At 61.3% G+C, this 26,611-nt stretch carries 21 protein-coding genes; 13 read left to right on the top strand and 8 right to left on the bottom strand.

Annotation, left to right across the window (positions count from 1 at the left end):
- Nucleotides 1-24: 24 nt before the first annotated feature.
- The 6 genes from ABD937_RS12900 to tnpA all read left to right on the top strand — a co-directional run bounded on the left by ABD937_RS12900 (nt 25) and on the right by tnpA (nt 5,757).
- On the top strand, nt 25-2,514 hold the full coding sequence (locus ABD937_RS12900) for a PIG-L family deacetylase (protein ID WP_345256158.1): 2,490 nt from the start codon (nt 25-27) through the stop codon (nt 2,512-2,514).
- Nucleotides 2,515-2,546: 32 nt separating this feature from the next.
- The gene (locus tag ABD937_RS12895; protein ID WP_345256157.1) at nt 2,547-2,669 is read left to right on the top strand and encodes a hypothetical protein; all 123 of its coding nucleotides are present in this window, start codon (nt 2,547-2,549) and stop codon (nt 2,667-2,669) included.
- A 112-nt stretch (nt 2,670-2,781) separates the two neighbouring features.
- A complete protein-coding gene (locus ABD937_RS12890) occupies nt 2,782-2,904 on the top strand; it encodes a hypothetical protein (RefSeq protein WP_345256156.1) in 123 nt (40 codons plus the stop codon).
- Nucleotides 2,901-4,697, top strand: coding sequence for a sodium:solute symporter family protein (locus ABD937_RS12885; RefSeq protein ID WP_345256155.1), 1,797 nt, complete (start codon nt 2,901-2,903; stop codon nt 4,695-4,697). The genes ABD937_RS12890 and ABD937_RS12885 overlap by 4 nt, the downstream gene beginning before the upstream one ends.
- 49 nt (nt 4,698-4,746) lie before the next feature.
- Nucleotides 4,747-5,127: a PH domain-containing protein gene (locus tag ABD937_RS12880; protein WP_345256154.1), complete on the top strand. Its 381-nt coding sequence runs from the start codon at nt 4,747-4,749 to the stop codon at nt 5,125-5,127.
- Nucleotides 5,128-5,262: 135 nt separating this feature from the next.
- Nucleotides 5,263-5,757 (top strand): IS200/IS605 family transposase, encoded by a 495-nt coding sequence (gene tnpA / locus ABD937_RS12875; protein WP_345256153.1) that lies wholly within the window; start codon nt 5,263-5,265, stop codon nt 5,755-5,757.
- A gap of 32 nt (nt 5,758-5,789) precedes the next feature.
- On the opposite strand, the gene ABD937_RS12870 is transcribed toward tnpA, so the two are convergent.
- Nucleotides 5,790-6,623: a DUF2911 domain-containing protein gene (locus tag ABD937_RS12870; RefSeq protein ID WP_345256152.1), complete on the bottom strand. Its 834-nt coding sequence runs from the start codon at nt 6,621-6,623 to the stop codon at nt 5,790-5,792.
- Nucleotides 6,624-6,835: 212 nt separating this feature from the next.
- Nucleotides 6,836-7,741: a site-specific tyrosine recombinase XerD gene (gene xerD, locus ABD937_RS12865; protein WP_345256151.1), complete on the bottom strand. Its 906-nt coding sequence runs from the start codon at nt 7,739-7,741 to the stop codon at nt 6,836-6,838.
- A gap of 175 nt (nt 7,742-7,916) precedes the next feature.
- Here xerD and ABD937_RS12860 point away from each other — a divergent pair, with 175 nt between their 5' ends.
- On the top strand, nt 7,917-8,411 hold the full coding sequence (locus tag ABD937_RS12860; protein WP_345256150.1) for a YkgJ family cysteine cluster protein: 495 nt from the start codon (nt 7,917-7,919) through the stop codon (nt 8,409-8,411).
- A gap of 289 nt (nt 8,412-8,700) precedes the next feature.
- On the opposite strand, the gene ABD937_RS12855 is transcribed toward ABD937_RS12860, so the two are convergent.
- Complete coding sequence (locus tag ABD937_RS12855) at nt 8,701-9,057, bottom strand: YraN family protein (protein WP_345256149.1); 357 nt, start codon at nt 9,055-9,057, stop codon at nt 8,701-8,703.
- Between the two features lie 22 nt (nt 9,058-9,079).
- Between ABD937_RS12855 and manA the strand changes: the two genes are divergently transcribed.
- Nucleotides 9,080-10,294, top strand: coding sequence for a mannose-6-phosphate isomerase, class I (gene manA, locus ABD937_RS12850; protein WP_345256148.1), 1,215 nt, complete (start codon nt 9,080-9,082; stop codon nt 10,292-10,294).
- A gap of 57 nt (nt 10,295-10,351) precedes the next feature.
- A complete protein-coding gene (locus ABD937_RS12845) occupies nt 10,352-10,915 on the top strand; it encodes a DUF6580 family putative transport protein (protein WP_345256147.1) in 564 nt (187 codons plus the stop codon).
- A 180-nt stretch (nt 10,916-11,095) separates the two neighbouring features.
- On the opposite strand, the gene rnhA is transcribed toward ABD937_RS12845, so the two are convergent.
- The 5 genes from rnhA to ABD937_RS12820 all read right to left on the bottom strand — a co-directional run bounded on the left by rnhA (nt 11,096) and on the right by ABD937_RS12820 (nt 15,624).
- Nucleotides 11,096-11,548 carry a ribonuclease HI gene (gene rnhA, locus ABD937_RS12840; protein WP_345256146.1) on the bottom strand — a complete coding sequence of 151 codons (453 nt, stop codon included), beginning with the start codon at nt 11,546-11,548 and terminating at the stop codon, nt 11,096-11,098.
- A 12-nt stretch (nt 11,549-11,560) separates the two neighbouring features.
- A complete protein-coding gene (locus tag ABD937_RS12835) occupies nt 11,561-12,283 on the bottom strand; it encodes a YiiX/YebB-like N1pC/P60 family cysteine hydrolase (protein ID WP_345256145.1) in 723 nt (240 codons plus the stop codon).
- 83 nt (nt 12,284-12,366) lie between these two features.
- Nucleotides 12,367-13,134 (bottom strand): choice-of-anchor J domain-containing protein, encoded by a 768-nt coding sequence (locus ABD937_RS12830; protein ID WP_345256144.1) that lies wholly within the window; start codon nt 13,132-13,134, stop codon nt 12,367-12,369.
- Nucleotides 13,135-13,154: 20 nt separating this feature from the next.
- Nucleotides 13,155-13,937 carry a choice-of-anchor J domain-containing protein gene (locus tag ABD937_RS12825; RefSeq protein WP_345256143.1) on the bottom strand — a complete coding sequence of 261 codons (783 nt, stop codon included), beginning with the start codon at nt 13,935-13,937 and terminating at the stop codon, nt 13,155-13,157.
- Between the two features lie 67 nt (nt 13,938-14,004).
- The gene (locus ABD937_RS12820) at nt 14,005-15,624 is read right to left on the bottom strand and encodes an acyl-CoA carboxylase subunit beta (protein WP_345256142.1); all 1,620 of its coding nucleotides are present in this window, start codon (nt 15,622-15,624) and stop codon (nt 14,005-14,007) included.
- A gap of 100 nt (nt 15,625-15,724) precedes the next feature.
- Between ABD937_RS12820 and ABD937_RS12815 the strand changes: the two genes are divergently transcribed.
- From ABD937_RS12815 to ABD937_RS12800, 4 genes are all read left to right on the top strand, one after another.
- On the top strand, nt 15,725-16,315 hold the full coding sequence (locus ABD937_RS12815) for a biliverdin-producing heme oxygenase (RefSeq protein ID WP_345256141.1): 591 nt from the start codon (nt 15,725-15,727) through the stop codon (nt 16,313-16,315).
- Nucleotides 16,288-17,823, top strand: coding sequence for a GAF domain-containing protein (locus ABD937_RS12810; protein ID WP_345256140.1), 1,536 nt, complete (start codon nt 16,288-16,290; stop codon nt 17,821-17,823). Before ABD937_RS12815 ends, ABD937_RS12810 begins: the two co-directional genes overlap by 28 nt.
- A gap of 35 nt (nt 17,824-17,858) precedes the next feature.
- Nucleotides 17,859-22,436, top strand: a complete 4,578-nt coding sequence (locus ABD937_RS12805) for a chemotaxis protein CheB (protein ID WP_345256139.1) — start codon at nt 17,859-17,861, stop codon at nt 22,434-22,436.
- A gap of 636 nt (nt 22,437-23,072) precedes the next feature.
- Nucleotides 23,073-26,519, top strand: coding sequence for a pyruvate carboxylase (locus ABD937_RS12800; RefSeq protein WP_345256138.1), 3,447 nt, complete (start codon nt 23,073-23,075; stop codon nt 26,517-26,519).
- Nucleotides 26,520-26,611 lie beyond the last annotated feature (92 nt).

Here is a 26,611-nt window from a genome sequence, read left to right as displayed (position 1 = left end):
CCTATTCCCGAACCTCGCCTCACTATGAAAAAACTCCTGTTTGTTCTTGGCTCTTTCCTTGCGCTGGGCGCACAGGCCCAAGACCCGGTTTACCGCACTTCGGCCGATATTTACCTCGGGCTCCGCAAGCTCAACGTGCTGGGCTCCGTGCTCTACGTGGCGGCGCATCCCGACGACGAGAACACGCGCCTGCTGGCCTACCTCTCCAAAGACCGGCAATACCGCACCGGCTACCTCTCGCTCACCCGCGGCGACGGCGGTCAGAACCTGATCGGGGAGGAGCAGGGCGTGGAGCTCGGCCTCATCCGCACCCAGGAGCTGCTGGCCGCCCGCCGCATCGACGGGGGCGAGCAGTTCTTTACGCGCGCCTTTGATTTCGGATTTTCCAAGACCCCCGTGGAGACCTTCCAAAAGTGGGACCGCGAAAAGATCCTGGCCGACGTGGTATGGGTGATCCGCAAGTTCCAGCCCGACGTCATCATCACGCGCTTCCCCACCACGGGCGAAGGCGGCCATGGCCATCATACGGCCTCGGCGATCCTCGCGGGTGAAGCCTTTACCGCCGCGGCCGACCCGAAGCGCTTCCCCGAGCAGCTGAAGTGGGTGCAGCCCTGGGCGGCGAAGCGCCTCCTCTGGAACACGTTTTCGTTCGGCAGTAATAATACGATCCGCGAGGACCAATTCCGCTTCGATGTGGGGGGCTACAACCCGATCCTCGGGAAGAGCTATGGCGAGATCGCGGCCGACAGCCGCAGCCAGCACAAGAGTCAGGGCTTCGGTGTGCCGCGCGGCCGGGGAGAGGCGCTCGAGTACTTCAAGCCCATCGCCGGCGACCCGGTCCGCACCGACCTGATGGATGGTGTGCCCCTCACCTGGGAGCGTGTGCCCGGCGCGGCGCCCATCAAGGCGGCCATCGACGCCGCCATCGGATCATTTGATTTCACGCATCCAGAAAAGACGGTACCCCAGCTCGTCGTCATCCACAAAGCGCTCAAGGCCTTACCCGAGAGCCCCTGGCGGAACCAGAAGCTGAAGGAAGTACAGGATCTGGTCGAAGGTGCGAGCGGCATCTGGATCGAAGCTTTCTCGCCGCAGCCCTCCGCGGTACGCGGCGATTCCGTACAAATACAGGTCGTGGTCAACAACCGGCTCGGCGCGCGGGCTTCGCTCGACCGGGTGCGCCTCGAAGGCCTCGATACCACTCTTTCGGGCCAGCTGCCGGTGAACCGGAACGTAACGATCGGGCGCAAGCTGCCCGTGACCGACGCGGTGCCGCTGTCGCAGCCTTACTGGCTCGAGGAGCGGAAGGCGGAAGGATACTTCAACGTATCGGACCAGACCCAAATTGGGGCACCGGAATTGAACCGCTCCTACAATGCCCGCCTGCAGCTCACGATCGAAGGAGAGTCGTTCGAGTTCGTGAAGCCGGTGCGCTACAAGTTCACCGACCCGGTGAAAGGCGAGCAGTACCAGCCCCTTGCGGTGCTCCCCGCCGCTACCATCGGTATCGACCCTGACGTAGTTCTGCTGAATGACCAGAAGACAAAGAAGGAAGTTTTTATGCAGGTACAGGTATTGGCTCATCGGTCGATAAACAGCCGGATTTCCTTCGGCTTTCGCCCAGCTGCCGGAAGAGGAGGAAGCCTTCCTAAAGGGCCTGTCGTCCTGAGCCCTGGCGCCGTAACCTCTATGAGTTTTCAGATCAGTGATCAGGATCGTCCATACGGGCGGCAAAGCGATATCGGAAAGGCATCGATCGAAGGCATTGGGCCAGTGGACTTGCAGTTGCACAGCATCAACTATAACCATATTCCAACGATTCGTTACTTCTCGGCCGATTCCCTGACCGTGGTGAAGGCAGACCTGCAGACGCGCGGTAAGAAGATCGGCTATATCGTGGGGGCCGGCGACAAAGTGCCGGCGGCACTCGAGCAGATGGGCTACGACGTGACGCTGCTACGCGAAAAGGAGCTGGCCCGGTTCAACCTGAAGCAGTTCGATGCCATCATTTCCGGCGTGAGGGCATATAACACCAATGAGTGGCTCAACCCCCACCACGAAAAGCTGATGAAGTACGTGGAGGACGGCGGCAACCTGATCGTGCAGTACAATACCTCCAACCAGATCGGTCCCGTGAAAGCCAAGATCGGCCCTTTCCCCTTCAATATTTCGCGCAACCGCATCACCGACGAGAACGCCGACGTCACCTTCCTGAAGCCGCAGCACCCGGTGCTCAACTTCCCGAACAAGATCACGGCGGCAGACTTCGCGGGCTGGGTGCAGGAGCGCAGCATCTACCACGCATCCGATGTGGACCCGCGCTTCGAGAAGATCCTGAGCGCGGCCGACCCTGGTGAGGCACCCGACGAGGGCAGCCTCATCATTGCGCCGCACGGTCGTGGCTTTTTTACCTATACGGGTCTTGTGTTCTTCAGGGAACTGCCCGCCGGCGTGCCCGGTGCGTACCGCCTGCTGGCCAACCTCATTGCCCTCAACCAGAAAAAAGAACTTTGATGGCCCAGCCACAACCACAAACAAGACGCACGATGACCCTGGTCTTCGTGATCGTGCTGGGACTCATCCTGGGCATGGCGTTCAAGCAGGTACGCCTCGGCCTCCTCTTCGGCATCATCATCGGGTTCCTGGCGATGAGCCTGAGGAGAAGATAGGTTTAGGAGGTTTAGAAGGTTTAGGGAGTTGGTTGCTGAACCTCCTAAACCCTCTAAACCATCCCGATCACCGATATTCGATATCCGCTATTCGTTATTCAATCTGCTTGCTGTGAAAAAGAAGAATCCTGATATTCCGCTCTTCGGCTCCTGGCGCGGCTGGTACTGGCTCGTGTTCGGCGTGCTGGTGGCCCTCATCGTCTTTTTCCAATACCTTACCCGCCGTTATTCATGAACGCACTCGACTGGACGATACTCGTACTGACCCTCCTGGGCATCGTGCTCTACGGCCTGTATAAAAGCCGCGCGAGCCGCAACCTCGAAGGATATTTCCTTTCCAACCGCAGCATGCCCTGGTACCTCGTGCTCCTGAGCATCATGGGCACACAGGCCTCTGCCATCACCTTCCTCTCCGGACCCGGGCAGGCCTTTGCCGACGGCATGCGCTTCGTACAGTATTATTTCGGGCTCCCGCTCGCCATGATCGTCATCTGCATCACCTTCGTACCGCTCTTCAACCGGCTGCGAGTGTTCACGGCCTACGAGTTCCTGGAGGAGCGCTTCGACACGCGCACGCGGCTCTTCACGTCGTTCCTGTTCCTGCTGCAACGCGGGCTTTCCACCGGCATTTCCATCTATGCGCCCACCATCATCCTCTGCGCCCTCTTCGGCTGGGACGTGTTCTGGACCAATATTCTGATGGGCGGCCTGCTCATCATCTACACCGTGGCCGGCGGCGCCCGCGCGGTGGCGCATACGCAGAAGCTGCAGCTTTTCATCATCTTCGCGGGCATGGCCCTCGTGGGCTATTGGGTGGTACACCTGCTACCGTCCAACGTGGGCATGGGAGAGGCCCTGCACATCGGCGGCAAGCTCGGTCGCCTCAACATCATCACCGACGGTGATACGGCCGGGGGCTTCGACTGGACCGACAAGTACAATATCTGGAGCGGCGTGATCGGGGGCTTCTTCCTCGCGCTTTCCTATTTCGGTACCGACCAGAGCCAGGTGGGCCGCTACCTCACCGCGCAGAACAACACCGAGAGCCGCCTGGGCCTGCTCATGAACGGCCTCGTCAAGATCCCGATGCAGTTCGGCATCCTGCTGATCGGGGTGCTGATCTTCTCGTTCTACCAGTTCCGCGGCACGCCGCTGACCTTCAACAGTGCGCTCGTGGCCAACGTGGAAGCCACCCCCTACCGCGATTCGCTCCGGCAGCTGCAGGACGCTACCGACACGCTCAACACGCAGCGACGGCATTCTGCCGAGCGCTTCGCAGCCTGGGTACAACAGCCGGCCTCCGATTCCTTCGCTTATTACAGCCGCGAGCTGAAGGCGCAGCAGCAGCAGTCGGAGACCCACCGGAAGACCTTCCGCGAATGGACGAAGCAATCGGGCGCAGGCGACGGCAACGATACCAACTACGTGTTCCTGGCATTCGTGAAGGAAAACCTCCCGGCAGGACTGCGCGGGCTCCTGATTGCGGTCATCTTCCTCGCCGCCTGGGGCTCCATCGCTGCCGCGCTCAATTCGCTGGCCGCCAGTACCGTTGTGGACCTCCACAAGCGCCTGTCGGGCGGCGCAAGTATTACCAGATCCGAAAGCGCTGCTGATACCGGCGCTCAGGAGCGGAGCGATTACCGCATCTCGCAAGGGTACACGCTGGCCTGGGGGCTCTTCTCGATCGTGGTGGCGCAGTTCGCGCACCGCCTCGGGCAAAGCCTCATCGAAACGGTCAATATTCTCGGCTCCCTGTTCTACGGCGTGATCCTGGGCATCTTCCTCGTAGCTTTTTACCTGAAGCGGGTGGCAGGCCCGGCCACCTTCGTCGCCTCGCTGATCGTGGAGCTCTTCGTGATCCTGCTCTTTTTCAACGAGCAGATCCCGCCGCTCGCGTGGCTGCCCGACATCTCCTTTCTCTGGCTCAACGCCATCGGCGCGCTGGGCGTAGTGGGGCTCGCCCTGCTGCTGCAGCCGTTGCTCGGTGCCGGGAAGCGTAGCGTGGATACCGGAACGGGCCATCCGTAGATGTACAGAACGATCCGTATATTCGTAATTCACCAAACACCTGCTTCTTATGGGCTTCTTTTCTTCCCTGTTGGGCAACGCCGGCGTCGCCGACCCGGGCGAGCTGCAGCGCGAATACGCCAACCTGCTGGCCGATCACGAGCAGATCGAGATCGGCTTCAAGCTGCTCCGCGACGTCTTCATCTTCACCAACAAGCGCCTGATCCTGGTCAATAAGCAGGGCCTCACCGGCAAGAAGGTGGAGTATTTCTCGATAGTCTACAAAAGCATCACCCGCTTCAGCATCGAGACGGCCGGCTCCTTCGAGCTGGATGCCGAGCTGAAGATCTGGATCTCCTCCGAAGTACAACCGAGCGTATCGAAGAAATTCGACAAAGGGGTCAACATCTACGACCTGCAAAAAGTACTGGCCAAACACGTGCTGGCCTGACGAGCAAAGCCCCGTGAGGGGCTTTAATCATGCCATCAGCCGTCCGGAAAAATCACCATCGCGGCGCCGGAAAAAATCATTTTTTCCTGTTCCTTTTCCCATGGCGCTCCCATCTTCCCGGGTCACATTCGCGTTATGCGAACCAGTACCAAAATTGACCTGCACATCATTCTCGCGCCGCGTTACCGGCAGTCGCTGCTGCTGCCCCGCTGGCGCGAAGACCTGTACCGGATGATGACCTACCAGCTACAGGCCTGGCGCCACCGCGTGTACATCATTAACGGCATGCCCGACCACCTGCATCTCCTGATCGATATGCATCCCGACTGGTCCCAGGACGCGCTCATCGGCGAGCTCAAAATGGTTTCCGCAGGTTGGATCAACCGCACGCAACTGCCGGAGGTACCCTTCGAATGGAAGGAGGGGTACGGCCTGTTTACGGTGAGCCGCTGCCAGGTGCCGGAGTACTACCAATACATTGCGCAGCAGGAGGAGCTGCACCGGCGCGAGTCGTTCGGTGCCGAGTTTCGGCGCATCCTGCAGGAGCAGGGATTGGAGTATCCGCCCGATGCCACGTTTCATCTTCCGGAGAATGCCGGTCCGTTAGAAAAGCAGAATGCCTCCCGTTGAGGGAGGCATTCCGGAAAGTGAATGGGGCTATCTTATTTCAGCGAAGCAAGCAGCTTCTCGTTGAGGCGCACATAGTCTTCGTTGCCGGCCTTGCGGGCGCCTTCCATCGATTTTTGTGCGGCAGCCATGGCATCCTGCTTGCGACCGAGCTTCGCCAGTGCGTTGGCGCGCTGGTGCTGAATCCAGTAGGCATCGGGGTTCGCCTCAGCGGCCTTGTCGAACCACAGGAGGGCCTGGTTCAGGTCCTTGCCGTTCTCCATGTAGTACATGGCGGCGTTGAAGTAGGGGCGGTTGTCGCGGTTCATGAGCTGGTCGATCTGGCCCATGATCTTCTTATCCACATCTACCGAGACGGGGATGGTCACCACGGTGCGGTCCCACATCATCTGGATATCCATAGCGGTGGACTTGATGTTGGCGAACTGGATCGTGAAGGACTCCACCGGGGTGGTAGTGGTGCTAACAGGGGCCTTGAAGCGGATCACGTCGTTCTCCTGCTTGTAGTCGGTGCCCCAGTTGGCCGTACCCTTGTTGATGATGATCTCCCACTCGCGCTGTCCGGGAATGGTAAACACCGCGTATTCGCCGGCCTTGAGGGCCTGGCCACCGATGGTGACGTCGTCGGCAAACTTGAGGCGGGTGGCGCTGTTGGCGCCGGTGCGCCATACTTTACCATAGGGAACGAGGTCGCCCATGATGGTGCGTCCGCGCATGGCCGGACGGGAGTAGTTCAGTTCGACGCTCGAGATGCCGAAGTCCTGGCGGACCATCTGGCTGGGGCTCGGAGCGGGGGTGCGCAGTCCCTGGGCGTCGGCGGTCAGCAGCAGGCAGGAAGCAGCAATCGTTACGTATAAGCGTTTAAACATGGTGAGAAGAATTTTGGCAAATGTAAAGAAGTTGTTAATGCCGCCGGCGTGCGGTGGATAAAGCGTGCGTGGAAGGGGTGGGCCGTGCCGGAGCGGCAAATTCAAAAGTCAAAATTCAAAAGTCAAAAACAGAAGCGTTGCAGGCAAAGGCGCACACAGGAAGCACCCCGGCCGATCAAACAGCGCTTTTTTGAATTTTGCCTTTTGACTTTTTACTTTCCCCGGAACGCCGGGTGAAATTCCTGAAGTGTTCTCCGCAGGAACTCGCGGTCGAGGTGGGTATAGATCTCGGTGGTGGTGATGCTTTCGTGGCCCAGCATTTCCTGCACGGCCCGGAGGTCGGCGCCGGCTTCCACGAGGTGCGTAGCGAAGGAGTGGCGGAACGTGTGGGGCGATACGGTCTTCCGGATGCCGGCCTTTTGTACGAGCTCCTTGATCAGCAGAAAGATCATGACGCGGGTGAGGCGCCTGCCGCGGCGGTTGAGAAAAAGTATGTCTTCTTCACCTTTCTGAATGGCCAGGTGCGCGCGCATGGCGCTTTTATAAAACCCGATATGCTTCAGGGCCTCGCCCCCGATCGGCACGAGGCGCTCTTTGTTGCCCTTGCCCACCACGCGTACGAAGCCCACTTCGGGGTAGAGGTGGGAGAGCCGGAGGTTCACCACCTCGCTCACGCGAAGCCCGCAGCTGTACATGGTTTCGAGGAGCGCCCGGTTGCGGACGCCTTCGGGCTTGCTGTGGTCGATGTGGGCGAGCAGCTCGTTGATCTCTTCGAGGGTAAGCACGTCGGGGAGGTGGCGGCGCAGCTTCGGCGCTTCGAGCAGGGTAGTGGGGTCGGTGCGACTGATGTCTTCGAGCAGGCAATACCGGTAAAAGGCCCGGATGCCGGAAATGACGCGCGCCTGCGTGCTTTGCGTGGCGCCGAGCTCGGCCACCCATTTCACGAAGGCCTGCAGGTCGGGGAGGGCCAGCTCCGCAGGCGCCTTGGCGATGCCGTTCAGCTCGAGAAAGGCGGTGAGCTTTTCCAGGTCGTGCAGGTAGGCGGCCACCGAGTTGGCGGACAATGATTTCTCCAGCTGCAGATAGGCCTTGAAGCCTTTTTTATAGGGTACCCACACGGGGCGAAGATAGAATTTCGAATTTCGAGTACGGAACAAAGGTTTAGAAGGTTTAGGGGTTTAGAATGTTGGCTGGCCACGCTGTTAGGCCGGAATGTTGCTCATAACCCTGCTTCAATACTTAACCTCCTAAACCTTCTAAACCCCTAAACCTTTTTCCTTTTATCTTCGGCGCATGTCGCATTACCGCAGAAAGTTCAATGAGAAGGTATTGGTACACCGCCCGCGCCTGCGTCGCTTCCTGACGAAGCTGGAGAACAACCCGCCGCGCGGGCTCGACCTGCTCGCCGCGGAGGCCGACCGCGAAACCTGGGCGCAGGTGGACTGCCTTGCCTGTTCGAACTGTTGCCGCGCGATGACGCCCACTTATACCCCGCGCGACCTGAAGCGGATCACGGCCCACCTGGGCATGACGGTGGAAGCCTTCAAGGAGAAATGGCTTTACAAAGACCGCAAGGGCGAATGGATGAACCGCTCCACGCCCTGCCAGTTCCTTGACCTGCGCACCAATATGTGCTCGATCTACCCCATCCGCCCGGCCGATTGTGCCGGCTTCCCGCACCTCGTCAAAAAGCCTGCAAAGAACTTCATGCATATCCACAAGCAGAACGTGCAATACTGTCCCGCCACCTTCACCTTCGTAGAGAAGCTGATGGAGAAGCTTTGTTGATTTCAGATTTCAGATTTTTGATTTCAGATTCGGGCTGTCGCACGAACCTTTCGGCTTAACGAACGAATACACTAACCAGGGACGCATCCGGATTCGATGCGCCTGCGGTACCGAGCCTTTCGGAAAAGGAGCGCCTGAAACGACCCGTTACCAATAAACAAATAAACAAATAGACCAATAAACCACCGCCCACCGACGGTCGGTTTTGAGAAGAAAGATGGCCTATAAGCGACCCCTTACCAATAAACCAATAGACCAATAAACCAATAAACCGCCGCGAAGCGGCTCCTCATAAGAAGACGTCCTCGATGAGAAAAAACTCCGGCTCCCCACGAAGACCCTGCGCGATGGCCAGGATGTCGAAGCGCAGGTCGCGGTACTGCGGGTGCTGTTCGAGGTAGGCGGCGGCGGCCCGTTTCAGGTTGTTGAACTTCTTTCGGTTCACGGCGCCCTCGGGGGGACCGTATTGGCTCTCCGTCCGGTATTTCACTTCGATGAAGTGGAGCATCCCGGCCCGCTCCGCGATGAGGTCGACCTCGAGGTGCCCGAAGCGCCAGTTCGTATGCAGCAACGTGTAGCCCCGTTGCCGGAAGAAGTCGAGCGCGAGGGCCTCGCCCGCCCGCCCCGTGTCGTTATGTGCCGCCATAAGTATCTTTGCCCACCAAATTATGAGCACCCAACAATTCCAGCAACGTGTTTTTCCCATCAAAGGCGTGGTGCAACACTACACCTGGGGGGGATTCGGGTTTCTGCCCCGGCTGCTCGCGGACCCCAACCCGGAGGGTAAGCCCTTTGCCGAATACTGGCTCGGCGCCCATCCGAACTGCCCCTCGACGCTCGCCGACGGCGGGCGCTGCCTTGACGCGGTGCTCTCCGAAAATCCCGACGTACTGCTCGGGGCCGGCACGCACGCGCGCTTCGGCCACCTGCCCTTCCTGCTCAAGCTCCTCGACGTACGGCAGATGCTATCGATACAGGTACACCCGAACAAGCAGGAAGCCGCGGCAGGCTTTGCCCGTGAGAACGCTGCCGGCATTCCGCTGAAGGCGCCCCACCGGAACTACCGCGACGACAACCATAAGCCCGAGATCATGATCGCGCTCTCGGAGTTCTGGCTGCTGCATGGTTTCAAGCCCGAAGCCGAGCTCCGCGCCACCCTTCGTTCCGTGCCGGAACTGGCGTCGTTGCTGCCCTTGTTTGAGCGCGGCTTGTACCAAGGTCTGTACGAGCACGTGATGCACCTGGACCAGGGCGAAGTGGACCGCAGGCTCCGTCCGCTGGCGGAGCGGATCGGGCCGCTATACCGGAGGGGAGCCCTCGACAAGGCGTCGCCGGATTTCTGGGCCGCCCGCGCGCTGGAGACCTTTCCCGGCAACGGCAGCATCGACCGCGGCCTGTTCTCGATCTATTTTTTCAACCTGCTGCGGCTTTCGCCGGGCGAGGGTATCTTCCAGGATGCCGGCCTCCCGCATGCCTACCTCGAAGGGCAGAACGTGGAGCTGATGGCCAACTCCGACAACGTGCTCCGCGCCGGGCTTACCGACAAGCACATGGACGTGCCCGAGCTACTGCGCCTCGTGCGCTTCGAAGCCACGCAGCCCAATATCCTGCGCCCGGCGGAGCCGCCCTGCGCCACCTACCCGGCGCCTGTACCCGAATTCGCCATCGAGGCCTGCCGCCTGCAGGCCGGCACGGTGCGGGCGGCGTCGTTCCCTACAGCTTCGATCCTGGTGGTGACCGAGGGCGGCGGCAGCGCCACCGATGGCACCGACACCTGGGCGCTGGAGCCGGCCACCGCGCTCTACGCTGCGCCCGGCGCGGCCTTGCAGCTTTCAGCCACCGAGGAGTTGCAGTTTTTCACCGCCCGCGTACCTGGTGTATAAATTGTGAGCGTCGTAGCCCCCGTGTTCCCTATTTTTGTCGCCTAATTGAGTCCTTGAATGAAACGCAATACCTCCCTGATCCTCTCTTTTGGCCTGCTGGTGCTGGCCTGCTCGCTGTACCGGGTGTTTGATGGCCGTCCCTGGGGCTTCGCTCCGCAGATCGCCATGGCCCTGTTCAGTGGCGCCATCATCCGCGACAAGAAGTTCGCTTTCCTGATGCCCCTGCTGTCGATGCTGCTCTCCGACGCCCTGTACCAGGTGCTGTATGTGAACGGACTCTCCAGCACCCCGGGTTTCTACGGTGGCCAGGCTACCAACTACGCCCTTTTCCTCGCTATGACGGTGTTCGGCTTTTTCATCAAGAACATCCGCGTCGGCTCCGTGCTGGCCGCTTCGGTGGCAGCGCCGGTGTTCTACTTCCTGCTCAGCAACTTCCAGGTTTGGATCGGCGGCGGTGGCTACCAGCGCCCCAAGACCTTCAGCGGGCTCCTGCAGTGTTACGTAGACGGCTGGCCCTTCTTCACCGGCAGCCTGATGGCCACGGTGTTCTTCTCGGCCCTCTTCTTCGGCGCCTGGCAGCTCATGACGCGCCGCCAGCAGCAGCTCTCCCCCGCTAACTGATTCCTCTTCCAACCGAATAGCAAAAGCCGCCCACCGGGCGGCTTTTGTGTTGTATATCGAACAAGGAACATGGAATGTCGAATGTTGAAGTACGGAAACCGGACAGATCTCCAGAAGTAACGCAACCTCCTATCAGCACATTAACTAATTAGCACATTACCCCATTACCCCATTACCCCATTACCCCATTTGCTCATACCCATCATCCACTAAGAGTCCCTTTCCGTCGGCAGCGCCGGTGGCGAGCTCGTCGCAGCGGTTGTTGTAGGGGTTCGAGGCATGGCCCTTTACCCACACGAAGCGCACGGCGTGCTGCTGCGCCAGTTCGTGGTAGCGCATCCAGAGGTCGGCGTTCTTCTTGCCTTTGAAACCGGTACGGAGCCAGTTGCGCAGCCAGCCTTCCTCCACAGCCTTCACCACGTACTGCGAGTCGGAATAAACGGTCACGTTCTGTCCGGGCTTCTTGAGGGCCTCCAGGCCCTTGATGACGGCGAGGAGCTCCATGCGGTTGTTGGTGGTGCGGCGGTAGCCCTGGGCGAGCTCCTTCTGGTGGGCGCCGGCCATCAGGATCACCCCGTAGCCGCCGGGGCCGGGGTTGCCGCGGGCAGCGCCATCGGTATACATTGTGATCATTGAAAAAAAACTTCAGGGGTTACGAAAGGAGATGAGAAGCACCGGCCGGCAGGAGGGATGCAGGTACAGCTGGTCGAGCGAGATATACCGGCGCGTGGCGAACTCCTCTTTTTTGATCGGCTCGTTGGCAAAATAGGCATACATCAGCGGCCGCATTCCTTCCGGCACAAAGTCCTCCCGGATGCGCAGGGCGCCCCCGGAGGCAGCGGCCAGCGAGCGGGCCACGAGTTCGGAGCAATAGAGCCGGTCCTCGGTGCGGAGGTCGTAGGTACGGTCGAAATGGACGCCACGACGTGCGTATTGATCGATCTGCTCCAGGAAGCGGAGCCGCTGGGGTTCGCTCAGGCCATAGCGGTACAGACCGGCGGAGAGGTTCTTCTTCGGGTTCAGAAAGGAGTCGAGCGGCTCGTGCCGGATCGTATCGCGGCCCACTTCGTCGGGGGCGATGTGGGCCACCCAGTGGGCGCCGCCCTGCTCCACCACCACGCCGGCATGCGAGTAGGAGGGGTCCGTGGCGGAAAGGTAGCGGATCGAATGACTCAGCATGTCGTCGCCGAGGCGCAACACGAGGTCGCCGGGTTGGGCCGCCGCCTTGAGGCTGTCGAGCCGTACCTGGACGAGATCCGGCGCCGGCGCTGCCGGTGCTGTATGCGCTACGCCTTTGACGACAGGCGTTGGACTGCCGGAGCAGGCTGCGAGCACGAACAGGGGGAGCAGGAGGAGCAGTGTTCTCATAAAGCGGCTGCTAAGGTAGCACGGCCGGCGCATAAAAAAAGGCCGTCGCGGTGGACGGCCTTTTTCAAGAGTTGAAACCGGGATCAGCGGTTGATGAATGCGAGCGAGTCGATGCCCACCACCGAGGGGTAGTTAGGGCCCTGGAGGCCAGCGGTCCAGCCGCGGTAGCGGAAGGCAAAGCGGCCATTGGTGACCACGCCGCCGGGGATGTTGTTCAGCGTGATGGTGTACTTTCTCCAGTCGCGCGGGTAGCCGCCCGGGTCGTTGTTGACATACGTCGGGTTGATGTCGAGGAGCATCCGGTTGAACGAACCCGTGGAGGCCGTGTCGGCGCCTACGTTGGCCGTGCCGTCGGTGAAGTTGGCCCATACCTGCATGCGGTCCTTCGTGAAGATCGGGTAGTTGCTATCGTCCACGGCGCGGGTGAAGAATACGATCTGGTCGCCGTTGCGCATCGGCAGGGCGGGGGAGATAAGCCAGGTGGAGATGGAGCCGGTGCCACCCACGGTGGTGATGTCGGCCGAGATGAAATCGTTGGGCGTCAGGCGTGCGGAGTAGGCCGGGAACCCGTAGAAGGGCACGGGGCCGCCGAACTTGTACTGGGCGCCGGTAGAGGGCTCATAGCGGCCCTGGCGCCAGCCGCCCGCGCCTACGGGGAAGCTGTTGTTGCGGAACACCCAGCCTTTGGCGGGAAGCGCGCTCACCGAGTCGAATTCTTCCACGAAGGAGCCGGGAACGGTGCCCTGCGGGAGGGGGGTGGTGGTTTCGGCTACGTGATCCTTCACGCAGGACAGGGCCAGCGAGGCAAGGGCAGCGAAGGCCGTGATGCCGATGATATGATTCTTTCTCATGATCGTAGTTTGGTGGTGAATTAACGGGTAGCGGGCTTGTATTCCACTTTGTCGATCGCAATGCCCGAGCCCGGTGCCGTGGCGCCGAGGCCGCCGCCGGGCACGAAGTAACGGAAGGCGATGCGTCCCTGCGTGGGTGCCGCGATGCCGTTGACGGTTACCTCGAAGCGCGTCCAGTTGGTGGGATAGGCGCCGGGGTTGAAGAGCGTGGGATTGGAGTGCGCGATTTGGTTCGGCTTGTAATACAGCGAGCCGTCGGCGCGCCGGGAGGGCTCGTTGATCGTCAGCAGCTGCTTGGTAAAGACGCCGGTCGCGAGGCCGTTGCCCGTGCTGGTGGCATCGCCTTCGGTGCTGAGGCGCACTTCCAGGGTATTGCCGTAATCGGAAGAGTCGGTAGCCGATGCGCGGAACAGGAGGCCGCGGGTATAGAACGAGAGGGTATCGCCATTGCGCAGCGTCACAACCGGGGAGATGAGCCAGTTGGAGATATCGGCCACGTCGGCGGAGGTGGAGTACGTATTGACACCGATGAAGCCGGCGTTGCTGCCGCCGTTGGAGAAAGCGGAGAACCAGGGTGTCAGGTCGCCGCCCTGCTGCCAGATGCCGGAGCCCCGGGGCACGGTGCCATTGTAGATGGTCCATCCCCGCGCAAAGGCGCTGGATACGGTATCAAACTCTTCGGACAAAGCAGTGCCGGGCACTGCAGGCGGAACAGCGAGGTCTGCATCGTTCCTGCAGGAAGCGGTCAGGAAGGCGCCTGCACACGCAAAAAGGCCCATCTTCCAGAGGCTGGATCTTCTCATAATAAACGGTTAGTAGGTTCGGCCGTGAAAATAAGGAAAAAAAAGGATGCAGTCCGCAGAGGATTTCTCACACCTGGAATACACCGGTCCGGAACGCCTCCGTAATCGGTGCTCCGTTGCTCGCCGCGATCGACTCGGCCAGCACCCGGCGCGTTTCAGCGGGGTCGATGATGGCATCCACCCACAGGCGCGCCGCCGCGTAATACGGAGAGGTCTGCTCCTCGTAGCGGCTCCTGATCTTTTGCAGGTGCTCGGCCTCGGCTTCCGGGGTGATCGTTTCGCCCTTCGCTTTGAGCGCGGCCACCTGGATCTGCAGCAGCGTCTTGGCCGCCTGGTCGCCACCCATCACCGCAATGCGCGCCGACGGCCACGCAAAGATGAAGCGCGGGTCGTAGGCCTTGCCGCACATGGCGTAGTTGCCCGCGCCATACGAGTTGCCCACCACCACCGTAAACTTCGGCACCACGGAGTTGGCTACCGCGTTCACGAGCTTGGCGCCGTCCTTGATGATCCCGGAATGCTCGCTGCGGCTGCCCACCATGAATCCGGTCACATCCTGTAGAAATACAAGCGGGATCCTTTTCTGGTTGCAGTTGAGGATGAAGCGCGCGGCCTTGTCGGCGGAGTCGTTATAGATAACGCCGCCGAGCTGCATCTCGCCTTTCTTGCTCTTCACGATCTTGCGCTGGTTGGCCACGATGCCCACGGCCCACCCGTCGATGCGTCCGTAGCCGCACACGATCGTCTTGCCATAGTCTTTCTTGAACTCATCGAACTCCGACCCGTCTACAAGCCGCTTGATCAGTTCCACCATATCATAGGCGCGGCTGTTGTCGGGTGCGGTCAGTGTATACAGGTCTTCGGCCGGGAGTGCCGGCGGCCGCGGCTCGGCGCGGTCGAAGCCGGCGGTCTGCGGGGCGCCGATCTTTTCCACGATGCGCTTAACCTGGTCGAGGCACTCGTGCTCGGTCTTGAACTTGTAATCGGCAATGCCCGAGATCTCGGTGTGCGTCACGGCGCCGCCGAGGGTCTCATTGTCGACGTCCTCGCCGATGGCCGCCTTCACGAGGTAGGGGCCAGCGAGGTAGATGGAGCCCGCGCCCTCCACCATCAGCGTTTCGTCGCTCATGATGGGCAGGTAGGCGCCGCCGGCCACGCAGGCACCCATCACGGCGGCGATCTGCACGATGCCGGCCGCGCTCATGCGCGCGTTGTTGTAGAAGATGCGGCCGAAGTGCTCCTTGTCGGGGAAGATCTCGTCCTGCATCGGCAGGTACACGCCGGCGGAATCCACGAGGTAGATGATGGGCAGGTGGTTCTGCAGGGCGATCTCCTGGAGGCGCAGGTTCTTCTTGCCGGTGATCGGGAACCAGGCGCCGGCTTTCACGGTCTGGTCGTTGGCCACCACCATGCATTGCCGTCCGGAAATATAGCCGATGCCCGCCACGGTACCGCCCGCCGGGCAGCCGCCCTCGGCGGCGTACATGCCGAAGCCGGCGAAGGCGCCGATCTCGGTAAAGGGCCGGTCTTTATCGAGCAGGTAGTCGATGCGCTCGCGCGCGGTCAGCTTGTTCTTTTCCTTCTGTTTGGCGATGGCCTTCTTGCCGCCTCCTTCTTTGATCTTTTCGAGGTGGCTCTGGGTAAGGGTTACAAGGTCTTTCAGGGAAGCAATCGTAGTATGGGACATGGTAAATGGGTATGACGCGGGCAAAGATAGGTGTTGGCGTAAAGTGAAAATAAACCTACGGCAGAGCCGCCGAATGGCCCCGGTTGCCTACTTTTAAATAATGGTTCACCCTCAACCCTACCCACCGGTCGCCGGCTTGTTGAAGCAGGAGACCGACCAACGGCACCGCGCACTCGAAGCGCGCCTCGAGCCCCAGCTTGCCCGCCTTTCTTCCGTGGATGCCTATGCGCAATTGCTCCGGACCTTTTACGGGTTCTATGCCCCGCTCGAAACCGCGATCGAATCGGTGCTTCCCGGAAACCTGCTTCCCGACCTCGCCGGACGCCGCAAGGCCGCCCTGCTCCTGGGCGATCTCCAGGCCATCGGGCAGCCGGCCGAACACATACCGCTCTGCGCGCCGCCACCGCTGGAAAGCCCCGCCGCCGCCTTCGGCGCGCTGTATGTGCTCGAAGGCTCCACCCTCGGAGGCCGCTTTATCGTCAGGATGATCTCCACCGCGCTTCCCGACCTCCCGGAAAGCGCGCTCACTTTTTTCCGCGGCTACGGCCCCGACACCGGGCCCATGTGGCTGCGCTTCCAGGCTGCCCTCAGCAACTGGGGCACCCAGAACGATCCGGCCCCTGCCGTGGACGCCGCCAACCGAACCTTTGAAACCTTTGATGCGTGGATACAACAAAATCAGCCGCGGTGAAGAACCGCATGAGCCTCGACTCCGAATTCTGCGGGCGCGTGCCGCTGAACCAGACCAACCTGGTACAGCCGCACGGCGTGCTGCTCGTGGTGGAGAACGAAAGCCTGCAGGTGTTGCAGTGCAGTGAGAATGTGCACGACTTTTTCGGGATCGGGGCAGCCGCGCTCGCCGGCACCCCGCTGGACACGCACCTGTCGCCGGGCGGCGCTGACCGGCTCCGCGCGGTGCTTGCGGGCGGCGTCAGCGGTAAGTTTCCCGTGCAGCTCAATGTGGCGGGCACCGAGTTCCTCTTCGTGGTGGAACCGGGTACTGATTCCTTCATCGCTGAAGTGGAACCGCTCAGCAAAAGTACCAGCTCCTTTGTGGAGGTATATGAGCGACTCCGCTACGTTATGGCCGGCATCGAGGGCTCCGCGGGCACCGAAGAGGCCTGTCACCTCATCGCCCGTGAGCTCAAGGCCTACTCCGGCTTCGACAAGGTGATGGTGTACCGATTCGACAAGCACTGGAACGGCGAGGTGATCGCCGAGGAGAAGGAGCCGGAAATGGATGCCTACCTGGGACTCTTCTTCCCGGCCTCCGACATCCCCCGGCAGGCCCGCGAGCTATACCGCAAGAACCCCTACCGCCTCATTCCCAATGCCGACTACACGCCGATCAAGCTGCACCCGATCCTGAACCCCAGGACGCACTCCTTCACCGACCTTGCCAACTCCAACCTGCGGAGCGTGGCGGGCGTGCACCTCGAATACCTGCGCAACATGGGCGTTCGCGCCTCCATGTCCACACGCATCCTCAAGAACGGCGAGCTCTGGGGGCTCATCGCCTGCCACCACCGCGAGCCGCGCTACCTGGGCTACGAGGCCTGCTCGGTGTTCGAAATGCTCTCGGGGGTCATCACCGCCAAGATCAATGCCGTGGAGAACAACGCCTACGGCAGCCGGAAGGCCGAAGGGCACCAGCTGCTGCAACAGGTGGCCGAGTCGATCTATAGTGCCGGCGATCTTTCCGCAGGCCTCGACCGGGAGTCGACCGCGCTGCTGCGCCTGCTCCACGCCGATGGAGTGGCCCTCGTGCACGGGCGCTCCGTACACCGCTGGGGGGCGACGCCCGCGCCCGGCGACGTCAACGACCTGGTGTATTGGCTGCAAAGCAACGGCGAGCGCCGCCTCTACGCGCAAAACGCACTTTCCTCGGTATATGAGGCGGGACACCACTTTGCCGCCGACGCGAGCGGCCTGCTGGCGCTGCCGCTGCTCCCTGAGCGCGGCTCCTTCCTGCTCGCTTTCCGCCGCGAGGCGGTGCAAAAGGTGAATTGGGGCGGCGATCCCACACAAGCTGTACAATTTGAGGCGGACGGGAAACGCTACCATCCGCGCAACTCTTTTCAGCTCTGGCAACAAACGGTGCGCGAAACCGCGCCGGAGTGGGAGGAGGTGCACCTGGAGCTCGGCGAAGGCCTCCGCCAGCTCCTGCTGGAATACCTCTTGCGAAAGGAGAGCAATTAGTATTAGAGTTTCGTTAATTTAGAGGCTCCTTAACCATGGAACGCGAACCCGCCCTCACGCAAATGCACACCCAGGAACACTTCGTTGTGGCCATCGGCGCTTCTGCCGGCGGGCTCGAGGCGATCCATGACTTCTTCGACCACATGCCGAGCGATTCCAATTGCTCCTTCGTGATCATCCAGCACCTCTCGCCCGACTACAAGAGCCTGCTCGTGGAGCTCGTTTCGAAGCACACGCAGATGAACGTGCTCGAGGCCGGCCACGACATGAAGCTCCAGCCCAACAGCGTCTACGTCATCCCGAACGACAAGGTGCTGAAGATGCACCACGGTCGGCTGCAATTGAGCGAGAAGCATTTCGACAACTCCATCAACACCGCGATCGACATCTTCCTCCGCTCCCTCGCCGAAGACCAGGGCGCCCGTGCGATCGCCATCATCCTTTCGGGCACCGGCACCGACGGCACCCGCGGCATCGAGGCCGTGCAGCAGCATGGCGGCATGATCATCGTGCAGGAGCCCTCGAGCGCCAAGTTCGACGGCATGCCCAACAGCGCCATCGCCGCCGGCTATGCCGACTTCGTGCTGAGCCCGGAGCAGATGCCCGAGGAGATCATCAATTACGCCCGCGAAAAGCCGAGCCAGCGCCCGCGCGACGACCGTCCCGACGAGAGCTCGCTGCCCGAAGTGATGCGGCTCGTGGAGCGCCATTGCAAATACGACTTCAACAACTACAAGTCGCCCACCATCATCCGCCGCATCCTGCGCCGCATGAACCACCTGGGCAAAAAGAAGTTCAGCGATTACCTGGAGCTGCTGCGGGGCAACCCCGACGAGTGCCGCTCGCTCGGCAAGGAATTCCTGATCGGCGTCACCAAGTTCTTCCGCGACCGCGCGGCCTTCGACATCTTCGCCACGGAGGTGCTCCCTGAAGTGATCCGCAAGAAGGGGGAGAACGACACCCTGAAAGTGTGGGTGGCCGCCTGCAGCACCGGGCAGGAAGCCTATTCGATCGCCATCCTCATCTGCGAGCACCTGCGCCGCCACAAGATGGAGCTGGACGTCAAGATCTTCGCCACCGACATCGACCTCGATGCCGTGGAGCAGGCTTCGCGGGGCACCTATCCCGCGGCGCTCGTGGCCGATATCGAGCCCGAGATCCTCGACCGGCATTTCCAGAAGCAGGGCGCCAACTACGTGGTGGAGCCCGGCATCCGGAAGATGATCGTCTTTGCCCGGCATAACATCCTCAAGGATCCGCCCTTCATCAAGAACGACATCGTGACCTGCCGCAACATGCTGATCTATATGAACGGCATTTTGCAGCGCAAGGTCTTCTCGACACTACAATACGCCCTCAACAACGGCGGCTTCCTGTTCCTGGGGCCAAGCGAGATCCCGGCCTCGATCAGCACGACGCTCTCCGAGGTCAACAGCAAATGGAAGATCTACCGGAAGATCGGCAACGAGAAGCACTACCAGCAATTCTACGATACCCGGAGCTCCATGAATACGAGCAGGGCCCTGCCGGCGCCGAAGGAGAATACCACGGCACGCGTGCTGGCCGACGATTTCCGCAACCTGCTCACCGACGAGTTCCGGTTCGCGGCGGTATATGTAGACCGCAATTACGACATCAAGGAAGGCATCGGCGATTTCCGACGCTACCTGTCGCTCCCGCAAAAGATCCTCAACCTCAACGTGCTCAAGATGGTGGGCCCTGATATGGCGATCGCGCTGAATTCGGCACTGCGCAGGGTTACCAAGGAAGGGCAGAAGGTAAGCCTCCAAGTACGCTCGCGCGAGAACCCGGAGGAGCGCCCCATCCAGCTGATGGTGAAACCGGCGACCTCGCCTGCCGGCTACATCCTGATCGTATTCGGCGAAGGCACCGAACCGCAGGCGGGCCGCCCGATAGCGCATGAGCCCCCCCCGCAGGGCAGTGCCGAAAGCGCCGCCTACGTGGCCGAGCTCGAGGAAGAGCTAAAGGAAACGCGCCTCAGCCTGCAGATGGCCGTGGAAAGCCTCGAAACCACCAACGAGGAGCTGCAATCGTCCAACGAGGAGCTGCTCTCCGCAAACGAGGAGCTGCAGTCTTCGAACGAGGAGCTGCAATCGCTCAACGAAGAGCTCCATACACTCAATACCGAGCACCAGCTCCGCATCAAGGAGCTCATCGAGCTCAACGACGACCTCAACAACTATTTCCGGAGCACCGAGATCGGCCAGGTGTTCGTGGACCGCGAGATGCGGATCCGCAAGTTCAACCCGGCCGCGATCCAACTCATCAACCTGATCGACTCCGATATCGGCCGACCGATCGAGCACATCTCCACGAATATCCGCGACGAAAGTCTCCCCGACGATCTCCGCCGCGTGATGGAGCGGGGCGGATCGGTGGAGAAGGAAGTAACCACGACCGCCGGGCGGGTGGTGCTGATGCGCATCCTGCCCTATATCCGTCAGGACCGCCTCACCGACGGTGTCGTGATCACCTTCTTCGACATCACCGGTACCCGCGAGCTGCACCACATCATCAAAGGGGTATTCAACGCCTCGCTCAGCGCCGTGATGGCCCTCCGCGCCGTGCGTGACCTCGACGGGCAGATCATCGACTTTATGATCACGGCGGCCAACCACGCGGCCGACACCATGCTCGGGCTACGTAACTACGAGTACGTGAACGGCTCCATCCGCGCGCACTTCCCCGAGGTGCTGCAGCAGGGCCTCTTTACCCAATTCGCCGACACGGTGGAGCAGGAGAAGAGCCTGCATACGGAGACCGTGCTCGTTCGCTCCGGCCACGACCTCTGGTACGAGGTGGTCGGCACCGGCATGATGGACGGACTTGTAGTAACGCTGACCGACATCACGGAAAAACGCCTTGCCGAGGAAAAGCTGCGCCGCAACTACCACGAGCTGATGCGGGCCAAGGAAAGCCTCAAGGCGCTCAATGCGAGCCTCGAGGAAAAGGTAGCCCGCCGCACCTCCGAGCTTTCCGCCTCCGAAGAGCGCTTCCGCCTGATCGCTGCCAATACCAACGACATCATGTGGGACTGGAGCCTCGTGCAGAACGAGATCTGGTGGAGCGAGTCCTTCTTCCGGCACTATGGCACGGAAGCGGGGGAGACCGGGCTTACGACCCCGGCCGCCTGGCTGGAGCTTGTGCTGCCTGCCGACCGCAAGCGCGTGGAGACCGAGCTGTACCGGGCCATCAACTCCTCGGCGCAATGGGCCTCGCGCTTCCGGATGCAGCGGGTGGACGGTACCGAGGCCATCATCCAGGGCAAGGGCGCCGTGATCGTAGACGAGTTCAGCGTTCCCTACCGGATGGTGGGCGCCCTCGTGGACGTGACCTCAACGGAGCGTGCCGAAATGCAGCTGCAGGAAAAGAACGAAAAGATGCAGCGCCTCTACGAGGAGTTCCGCTTCGTGACCGACTTCATGCCCCAGATGGTGTGGGCGGCCAGCGCCGACGGCTTCCACGACTTCTTCAACAAGCAATGGTTTGATTATACCGGGCTCACCTACGAGGTGCTCCAGGGCGAGGAAGGCTGGGCGCAGGTGGTGCATCCCGACGACCAGGAGCGCGCCCGCCGGCTGTGGCAGCACTCGCTGGCCACCGGCGAAACCTACGAGGTGGAGTACCGCTTCCGCGACCGCAACGGTGAGTACCGCTGGTTCCTGGGCCGCGCCCTGCCGATGCGCGACGAGAACGGCGCCGTCGCCAAATGGTTCGGCACCTGCACCGACATTCATGAGGGCAAGCTGATGAACGACGTGCTGGAGCAAAAGGTGCGGGAGCGCACCGAGGAGCTGCAGCGCACCAACGCCGAGCTGGAAGGCTCCAACGCCGAGCTCCTGCAGTTTGCCTCCGTAGCCTCCCACGACCTGAAAGAGCCCCTCCGCAAGATCCATATCTTCTCCAATATCCTCCGCGACCGTTATCTCAACGAGGCGTCAGAGGGTGCCGTCGACTACATCACGCGTATCATCAACTCGTCGGCCCGAATGACGAAGCTGATCAACGACCTGCTCGCTTTCTCCCGCCTCTCGGTGAATCACTTCTTCGAAGTCGTGGACCTCAATGCCATCATCTCCGAGGTGCTTTCGGACCTGGAGCTGGCGATCTCCGAAAAGGGCGCTACCGTGGACGTGGGGCCGTTGCCCCAGATCGACGCGGTGCCGGGGCAGCTCCGGCAGGTGTTGCAGAACATTATCAGCAACTCCCTCAAGTTCACCGTGCCTGGCCGGACACCGTATATCAAAGTGCGCAGCGAATCCGTGGCCGCCTTCGACCTGGAGGCGCCCGCCGATCCGTCGGGCAGGTACTGCCGCCTCACCCTTGCAGACAACGGCATCGGCTTCGACGAGCAATACGCCAACAAGATCTTCACGATCTTCCAGCGCCTGCATTCCCGCGAGAAGTACGAGGGCACCGGCATCGGCCTGGCCATCACCAAGAAGATCATCGACCGCCACAACGGGCTCATCACGGCACACAGCCGCGAGAACGAGGGCAGCACCTTCGTGATCCTGTTGCCCCTGAAACAGGAGCATGAGGAGCAAAGCTCCGGCGGCGAGCAGCAGGAAACAACGACGGATGAAGCCTGAATCGGGAATGGACTAGAGGTGTTCTCTAAAACAGGAGTTCCTGAACATTCGTGAAGCGTCAGGCGCAAGGCGTGAGCAGAAAGCCGCTCCTGTCGGATCCTTCACGGCACGCCTTCGCTGAAGCTTCGGCTTGCGGTGCACGCTTCACGCCTAACGGCAAAGCGCGGAGATTGCGATTTGAAGACGACTTCAAATGTGGTGGTGGGTGTCGGGATGCGTTAGGCGTGCCGGTAACGCGGTGGGCTAGTCGAAATCACCCGGCACTTCTTTCCCGGAAGCACGATATCTTCCTTTTGTTAGACCTTCCTGTTGATTGCAATTTCCGTGTCAACGCGCATTCTTTGTGCCCAGGCGCAGCAATTGGTGCGGGCGCCCGGAATGCGGTGCCGGATACTACTTCGGCCTCCCGTTGGTAGTTGGCATCGGGATGAATGACCGGTTCCGAATCTCCCACCCTCCGGGAGGGAGCGTGGGTGGCCTTCTCCTCCCTTTGGGAGGGGCCAGGGGTGGGCCCTTGGCCTGAAATTTTAAGGTTCTTTCCCGTCTGCTCCCGTTGCTGCCAATATGTACCCGGTACAACAAGCCAAAGGGGCTCGCCTTTATTCGGCATTTTTGCGTCACACCCATAACCCCGTCATGGAAAAAAAGATCACTAAGCTCCTGGTCGCGAACCGCGGCGAGATCGCCATCCGCGTGCTGCGGGCCTGTACCGAGCTCGATATCCGCACCGTTGCCATCTACACCTTCGAAGACCGCTATTCCCTCCACCGCTACAAGGCCGACGAAGCCTACCAGGTGGGCAGCGACGACGATCCGCTGAAGCCCTACCTCGATATCGAGGCCATCCTGCGCATTGCCCGCCGCTGCGGCGCCGACGCCATCCACCCGGGCTACGGCTTCCTGTCGGAGAACTTTCTCTTTGCCCGCCGCTGCCGCGAGGAAGGCATCACGTTCATCGGTCCTGACCCCGAAGTGATGCAGCAACTCGGTGATAAGGTGCTCGCCAAAAAATGCGCGCGGGAGTGCGGGGTGCCACTTATCGAAAGCAGCACGCAGGACCTGGTGTCGATCGACGTTGCCCGCGCCGAGGCGGCCCGCATCGGCTTTCCCCTCATGCTGAAGGCTGCGGCCGGCGGCGGCGGGCGCGGCATGCGCGTCATCCGCAACGAAAGCGAGCTCGAGAAAAGCTTCGAGGAGGCGCGCCGCGAGGCCCGCAACGCCTTCGGCGACGACACCGTGTTCTTCGAGAAATTCATCGACCAGCCGAAACATATCGAAGTGCAGATCGTGGCCGACCGCCATGGTAATGTGATGCACCTGTACGAGCGCGACTGCAGCGTGCAGCGCCGCTTCCAGAAGATCGTGGAGGTGGCCCCGGCGTTCAGCCTTCCGCAAAGTGCCCGCGACCAGGTGTATCGATACGCCGTAGCCATTTGCAGCGCCGTGGGCTACAACAACGTGGGTACCGTGGAATTCCTGGTCGATAAGAGTGGCGCCGTCTACTTCATCGAGGTGAACCCGCGCATACAGGTGGAGCATACCGTGACCGAGATGGTGACGGGCTACGACCTCGTGAAAACGCAGATCCGCATCGCCGAGGGCCACCGCCTGCACGACGACGTGATCGGGCTGCCGCAACAGGATGCGGTGCCGCTCAACGGCGTGGCCATCCAGTGCCGCATCACCACCGAGAACCCGGAGAACGACTTCATGCCCGATTACGGTACGGTGCTCGCCTACCGCAGCGCCGAAGGCTTCGGCATCCGACTCGACGAAGGCTCGGTGTACAACGGCGTCAAGATATCGCCCTTCTTCGACTCCCTGCTCGTAAAGGTGACCGCGCATTCGCGGAGCGTAGACGAGACCGTGAACAAGCTGCGGCGCGCGCTCAACGAGTTCCGGATCCGCGGCGTCAACACCAATATTCGCTTCCTGCTCAATATCATCAAGCACCCCGAATTCATTGCGGGAGGAGCTACGGTCAACTTCCTGCAGGAGCACCCGGAGATCTTTACGTACCGATCGGCCCAGGACCGGGGCACCAAGACGCTCCGCTACCTCGCCGAGATCTCCATCAACGGGCATCCCGACGTAAAGCATCCCGACAAGAAGCGCGTGTTCGAAAAGCCGATCGCGCTGCCCTTCGATGCCGACAAGGGCTTTGCCGACGGCAGCAAGCAGCGGCTCGAGGCGCTCGGCCCCGAAGCCTTTTGCCAGTGGCTGCTGCAGGAGCCCGCAATCCAATACACCGACACTACCTACCGCGATGCCCATCAAAGCCTGCTGGCGACGCGGGTACGCACCATCGACATGCTGAAGGCCGCCTCGTCCTTCGCCCAGCATTTCCCGCAGACCTTCTCGATGGAGGTGTGGGGCGGCGCCACCTTCGACGTGTGCATGCGCTTCCTGTACGAGGATCCCTGGCAGCGCCTGCGCCAGCTGCGCGCGGCCATCCCCAACATCCTGTTGCAGATGCTCCTGCGCGGGGCCAATGCCGTTGGCTACAAAGCGTACCCGGACAACCTCGTGGAAGCCTTCGTAGTGAAAAGCTGGGAGGCCGGCATCGACGTGTTCCGCGTCTTCGACTCGCTCAACTGGATGCCGAACATGGAGAAGAGCATCGCGGCCGTGCGCAACGGCACGAAGGCGCTGGCCGAAGTGGCGATGTGCTATACCGGGGATATACAGGACCCGTCGCGCACGAAGTATACGCTGCAGTACTACAAGCAATTTGCAAAGGACATCGAGAACAGCGGCGCGCACATCCTGGCCATCAAGGACATGAGCGGCCTGCTGAAGCCGATGGCGGCGTACGAGCTCATTTCCGAGCTGAAGCAGACCGTGAAGATCCCGATCCACCTGCACACGCACGATACGTCGTCGCTGCAAAGCGCCACTTACCTGAAGGCCATCGAGGCCGGCGTGGACGTGGTGGATGGCTGCATCGGCGCGCTCTCGGGACTTACTTCGCAGCCGAACCTCAATGCGCTCGTGGAGATGATGCGCTTCCAGGAGCGCGACCTGCCCTACGACATCGAAACGCTCAACAAGCACAGCACCTACTGGGAGGCCGTGCGCGAATACTACTACCCCTTCGAAAGCGGCATGCGCGCCTCGAGCGCGGAGGTGTTCTACCACGAGATCCCGGGCGGGCAGTACTCCAACCTGAAGCCGCAGGCACAGGGCCTCGGGCTCGGCGACAAGATGGAAGACATCAAGGGGGCCTACCGCGAGGTGAACGAATTGTTCGGCGACATCGTGAAGGTGACGCCGTCCTCGAAAGTGGTCGGGGATATGGCGCTCTTCATGGTCACGAACGGCCTGACGAAGCAGGATATTCTGGTGCGCGGGCACCACCTGTCGTTCCCGGAGTCGGTGGTGTCGCTCTTCAAGGGTGATATCGGCCAGCCTGTGGGCGGCTTCGATCCGCGGCTTCAGAAGATCATCCTGAAAGACATCACGCCCTATACCGAGCGTCCCAACGAGCACCTGGCGCCCATCGACTTCGCTGCTGCCTTCGAGGGCTTCCGCAAGAAATTCGGGGATGGCGTCACCGACAACGACCTGCTCTCGTGGCTCCTGTACCCCAAGGTGTTCGAGGAGTACTGGGAAAAGCGCAAGGAGTACGGCGAGCTCTGGACGGTGCCGACACCCAACTTCTTCTATGGGCTTCGGAACGACGAAGAGGTGATGATCGAGATCGACCGCGGCAAGAGCATCCTCGTGCGCCTGCTTACCTGCAGCGATCCCGACGAGGAAGGCCGCCGCAAGGTGTTCATGCGCCTCAACGGCCAGACGCGGATCATCGAGATCCAGGATGCGTCGATCAAGACGGCGGTGGCCGAGAACGAAAAGGCGGAGAAGGCCAACCCGGCGCACATCGCGGCCCCGCTGCAGGGCAAGCTCTCGCAGTTCCTCATCAAGGAAGGGCAGGAGGTGACGCAGAACCAGCCCCTGTTCGTGATCGAGGCCATGAAGATGGAAACGACCATCACGGCCACGCGCCCCGGGAAGGTGGGCCGGCTGGTGCTCCCGGCGGGCAAGATGGTGAAGGCCGACGATCTCGTGCTGACGCTGGAGTGAGGAGATAATGGGGTAATGGGGTGATGGGGTGATGGGGTAATGGGGGAGTAGCCCGGCTCTTCATCCATAAATATTGGAGGGAACATAAACGT

The organism is Flaviaestuariibacter amylovorans (assembly GCF_039541815.1).
In the GTDB taxonomy this organism is placed as follows: domain Bacteria; phylum Bacteroidota; class Bacteroidia; order Chitinophagales; family Chitinophagaceae; genus Flavisolibacter; species Flavisolibacter amylovorans.
Note: the sequence above shows the minus strand (reverse complement) of the source record. Positions and strands in the feature narration are given on the sequence as shown.

Bases quoted from the DNA above. Each gene is read 5' to 3' on its own strand.
- tnpA (WP_345256153.1), top strand. From the start codon at position 5,263: ATGCGAACCAGTACCAAAATTGACCTGCACATCATTCTCGCGCCGCGT.
- ABD937_RS12820 (WP_345256142.1), bottom strand. From the start codon at position 15,624: ATGTCCCATACTACGATTGCTTCCCTGAAAGACCTTGTAACCCTTACC.
- ABD937_RS12825 (WP_345256143.1), bottom strand. From the start codon at position 13,937: ATGAGAAGATCCAGCCTCTGGAAGATGGGCCTTTTTGCGTGTGCAGGC.
- rnhA (WP_345256146.1), bottom strand. From the start codon at position 11,548: ATGATCACAATGTATACCGATGGCGCTGCCCGCGGCAACCCCGGCCCC.
- ABD937_RS12845 (WP_345256147.1), top strand. From the start codon at position 10,352: ATGAAACGCAATACCTCCCTGATCCTCTCTTTTGGCCTGCTGGTGCTG.
- ABD937_RS12885 (WP_345256155.1), top strand. From the start codon at position 2,901: ATGAACGCACTCGACTGGACGATACTCGTACTGACCCTCCTGGGCATC.
- ABD937_RS12855 (WP_345256149.1), bottom strand. From the start codon at position 9,057: ATGGCGGCACATAACGACACGGGGCGGGCGGGCGAGGCCCTCGCGCTC.
- ABD937_RS12800 (WP_345256138.1), top strand. From the start codon at position 23,073: ATGGAAAAAAAGATCACTAAGCTCCTGGTCGCGAACCGCGGCGAGATC.
- ABD937_RS12870 (WP_345256152.1), bottom strand. From the start codon at position 6,623: ATGTTTAAACGCTTATACGTAACGATTGCTGCTTCCTGCCTGCTGCTG.
- ABD937_RS12880 (WP_345256154.1), top strand. From the start codon at position 4,747: ATGGGCTTCTTTTCTTCCCTGTTGGGCAACGCCGGCGTCGCCGACCCG.
- ABD937_RS12830 (WP_345256144.1), bottom strand. From the start codon at position 13,134: ATGAGAAAGAATCATATCATCGGCATCACGGCCTTCGCTGCCCTTGCC.
- ABD937_RS12900 (WP_345256158.1), top strand. From the start codon at position 25: ATGAAAAAACTCCTGTTTGTTCTTGGCTCTTTCCTTGCGCTGGGCGCA.
- ABD937_RS12815 (WP_345256141.1), top strand. From the start codon at position 15,725: ATGGTTCACCCTCAACCCTACCCACCGGTCGCCGGCTTGTTGAAGCAG.
- manA (WP_345256148.1), top strand. From the start codon at position 9,080: ATGAGCACCCAACAATTCCAGCAACGTGTTTTTCCCATCAAAGGCGTG.
- ABD937_RS12895 (WP_345256157.1), top strand. From the start codon at position 2,547: ATGACCCTGGTCTTCGTGATCGTGCTGGGACTCATCCTGGGCATGGCG.
- ABD937_RS12860 (WP_345256150.1), top strand. From the start codon at position 7,917: ATGTCGCATTACCGCAGAAAGTTCAATGAGAAGGTATTGGTACACCGC.
- ABD937_RS12805 (WP_345256139.1), top strand. From the start codon at position 17,859: ATGGAACGCGAACCCGCCCTCACGCAAATGCACACCCAGGAACACTTC.
- ABD937_RS12835 (WP_345256145.1), bottom strand. From the start codon at position 12,283: ATGAGAACACTGCTCCTCCTGCTCCCCCTGTTCGTGCTCGCAGCCTGC.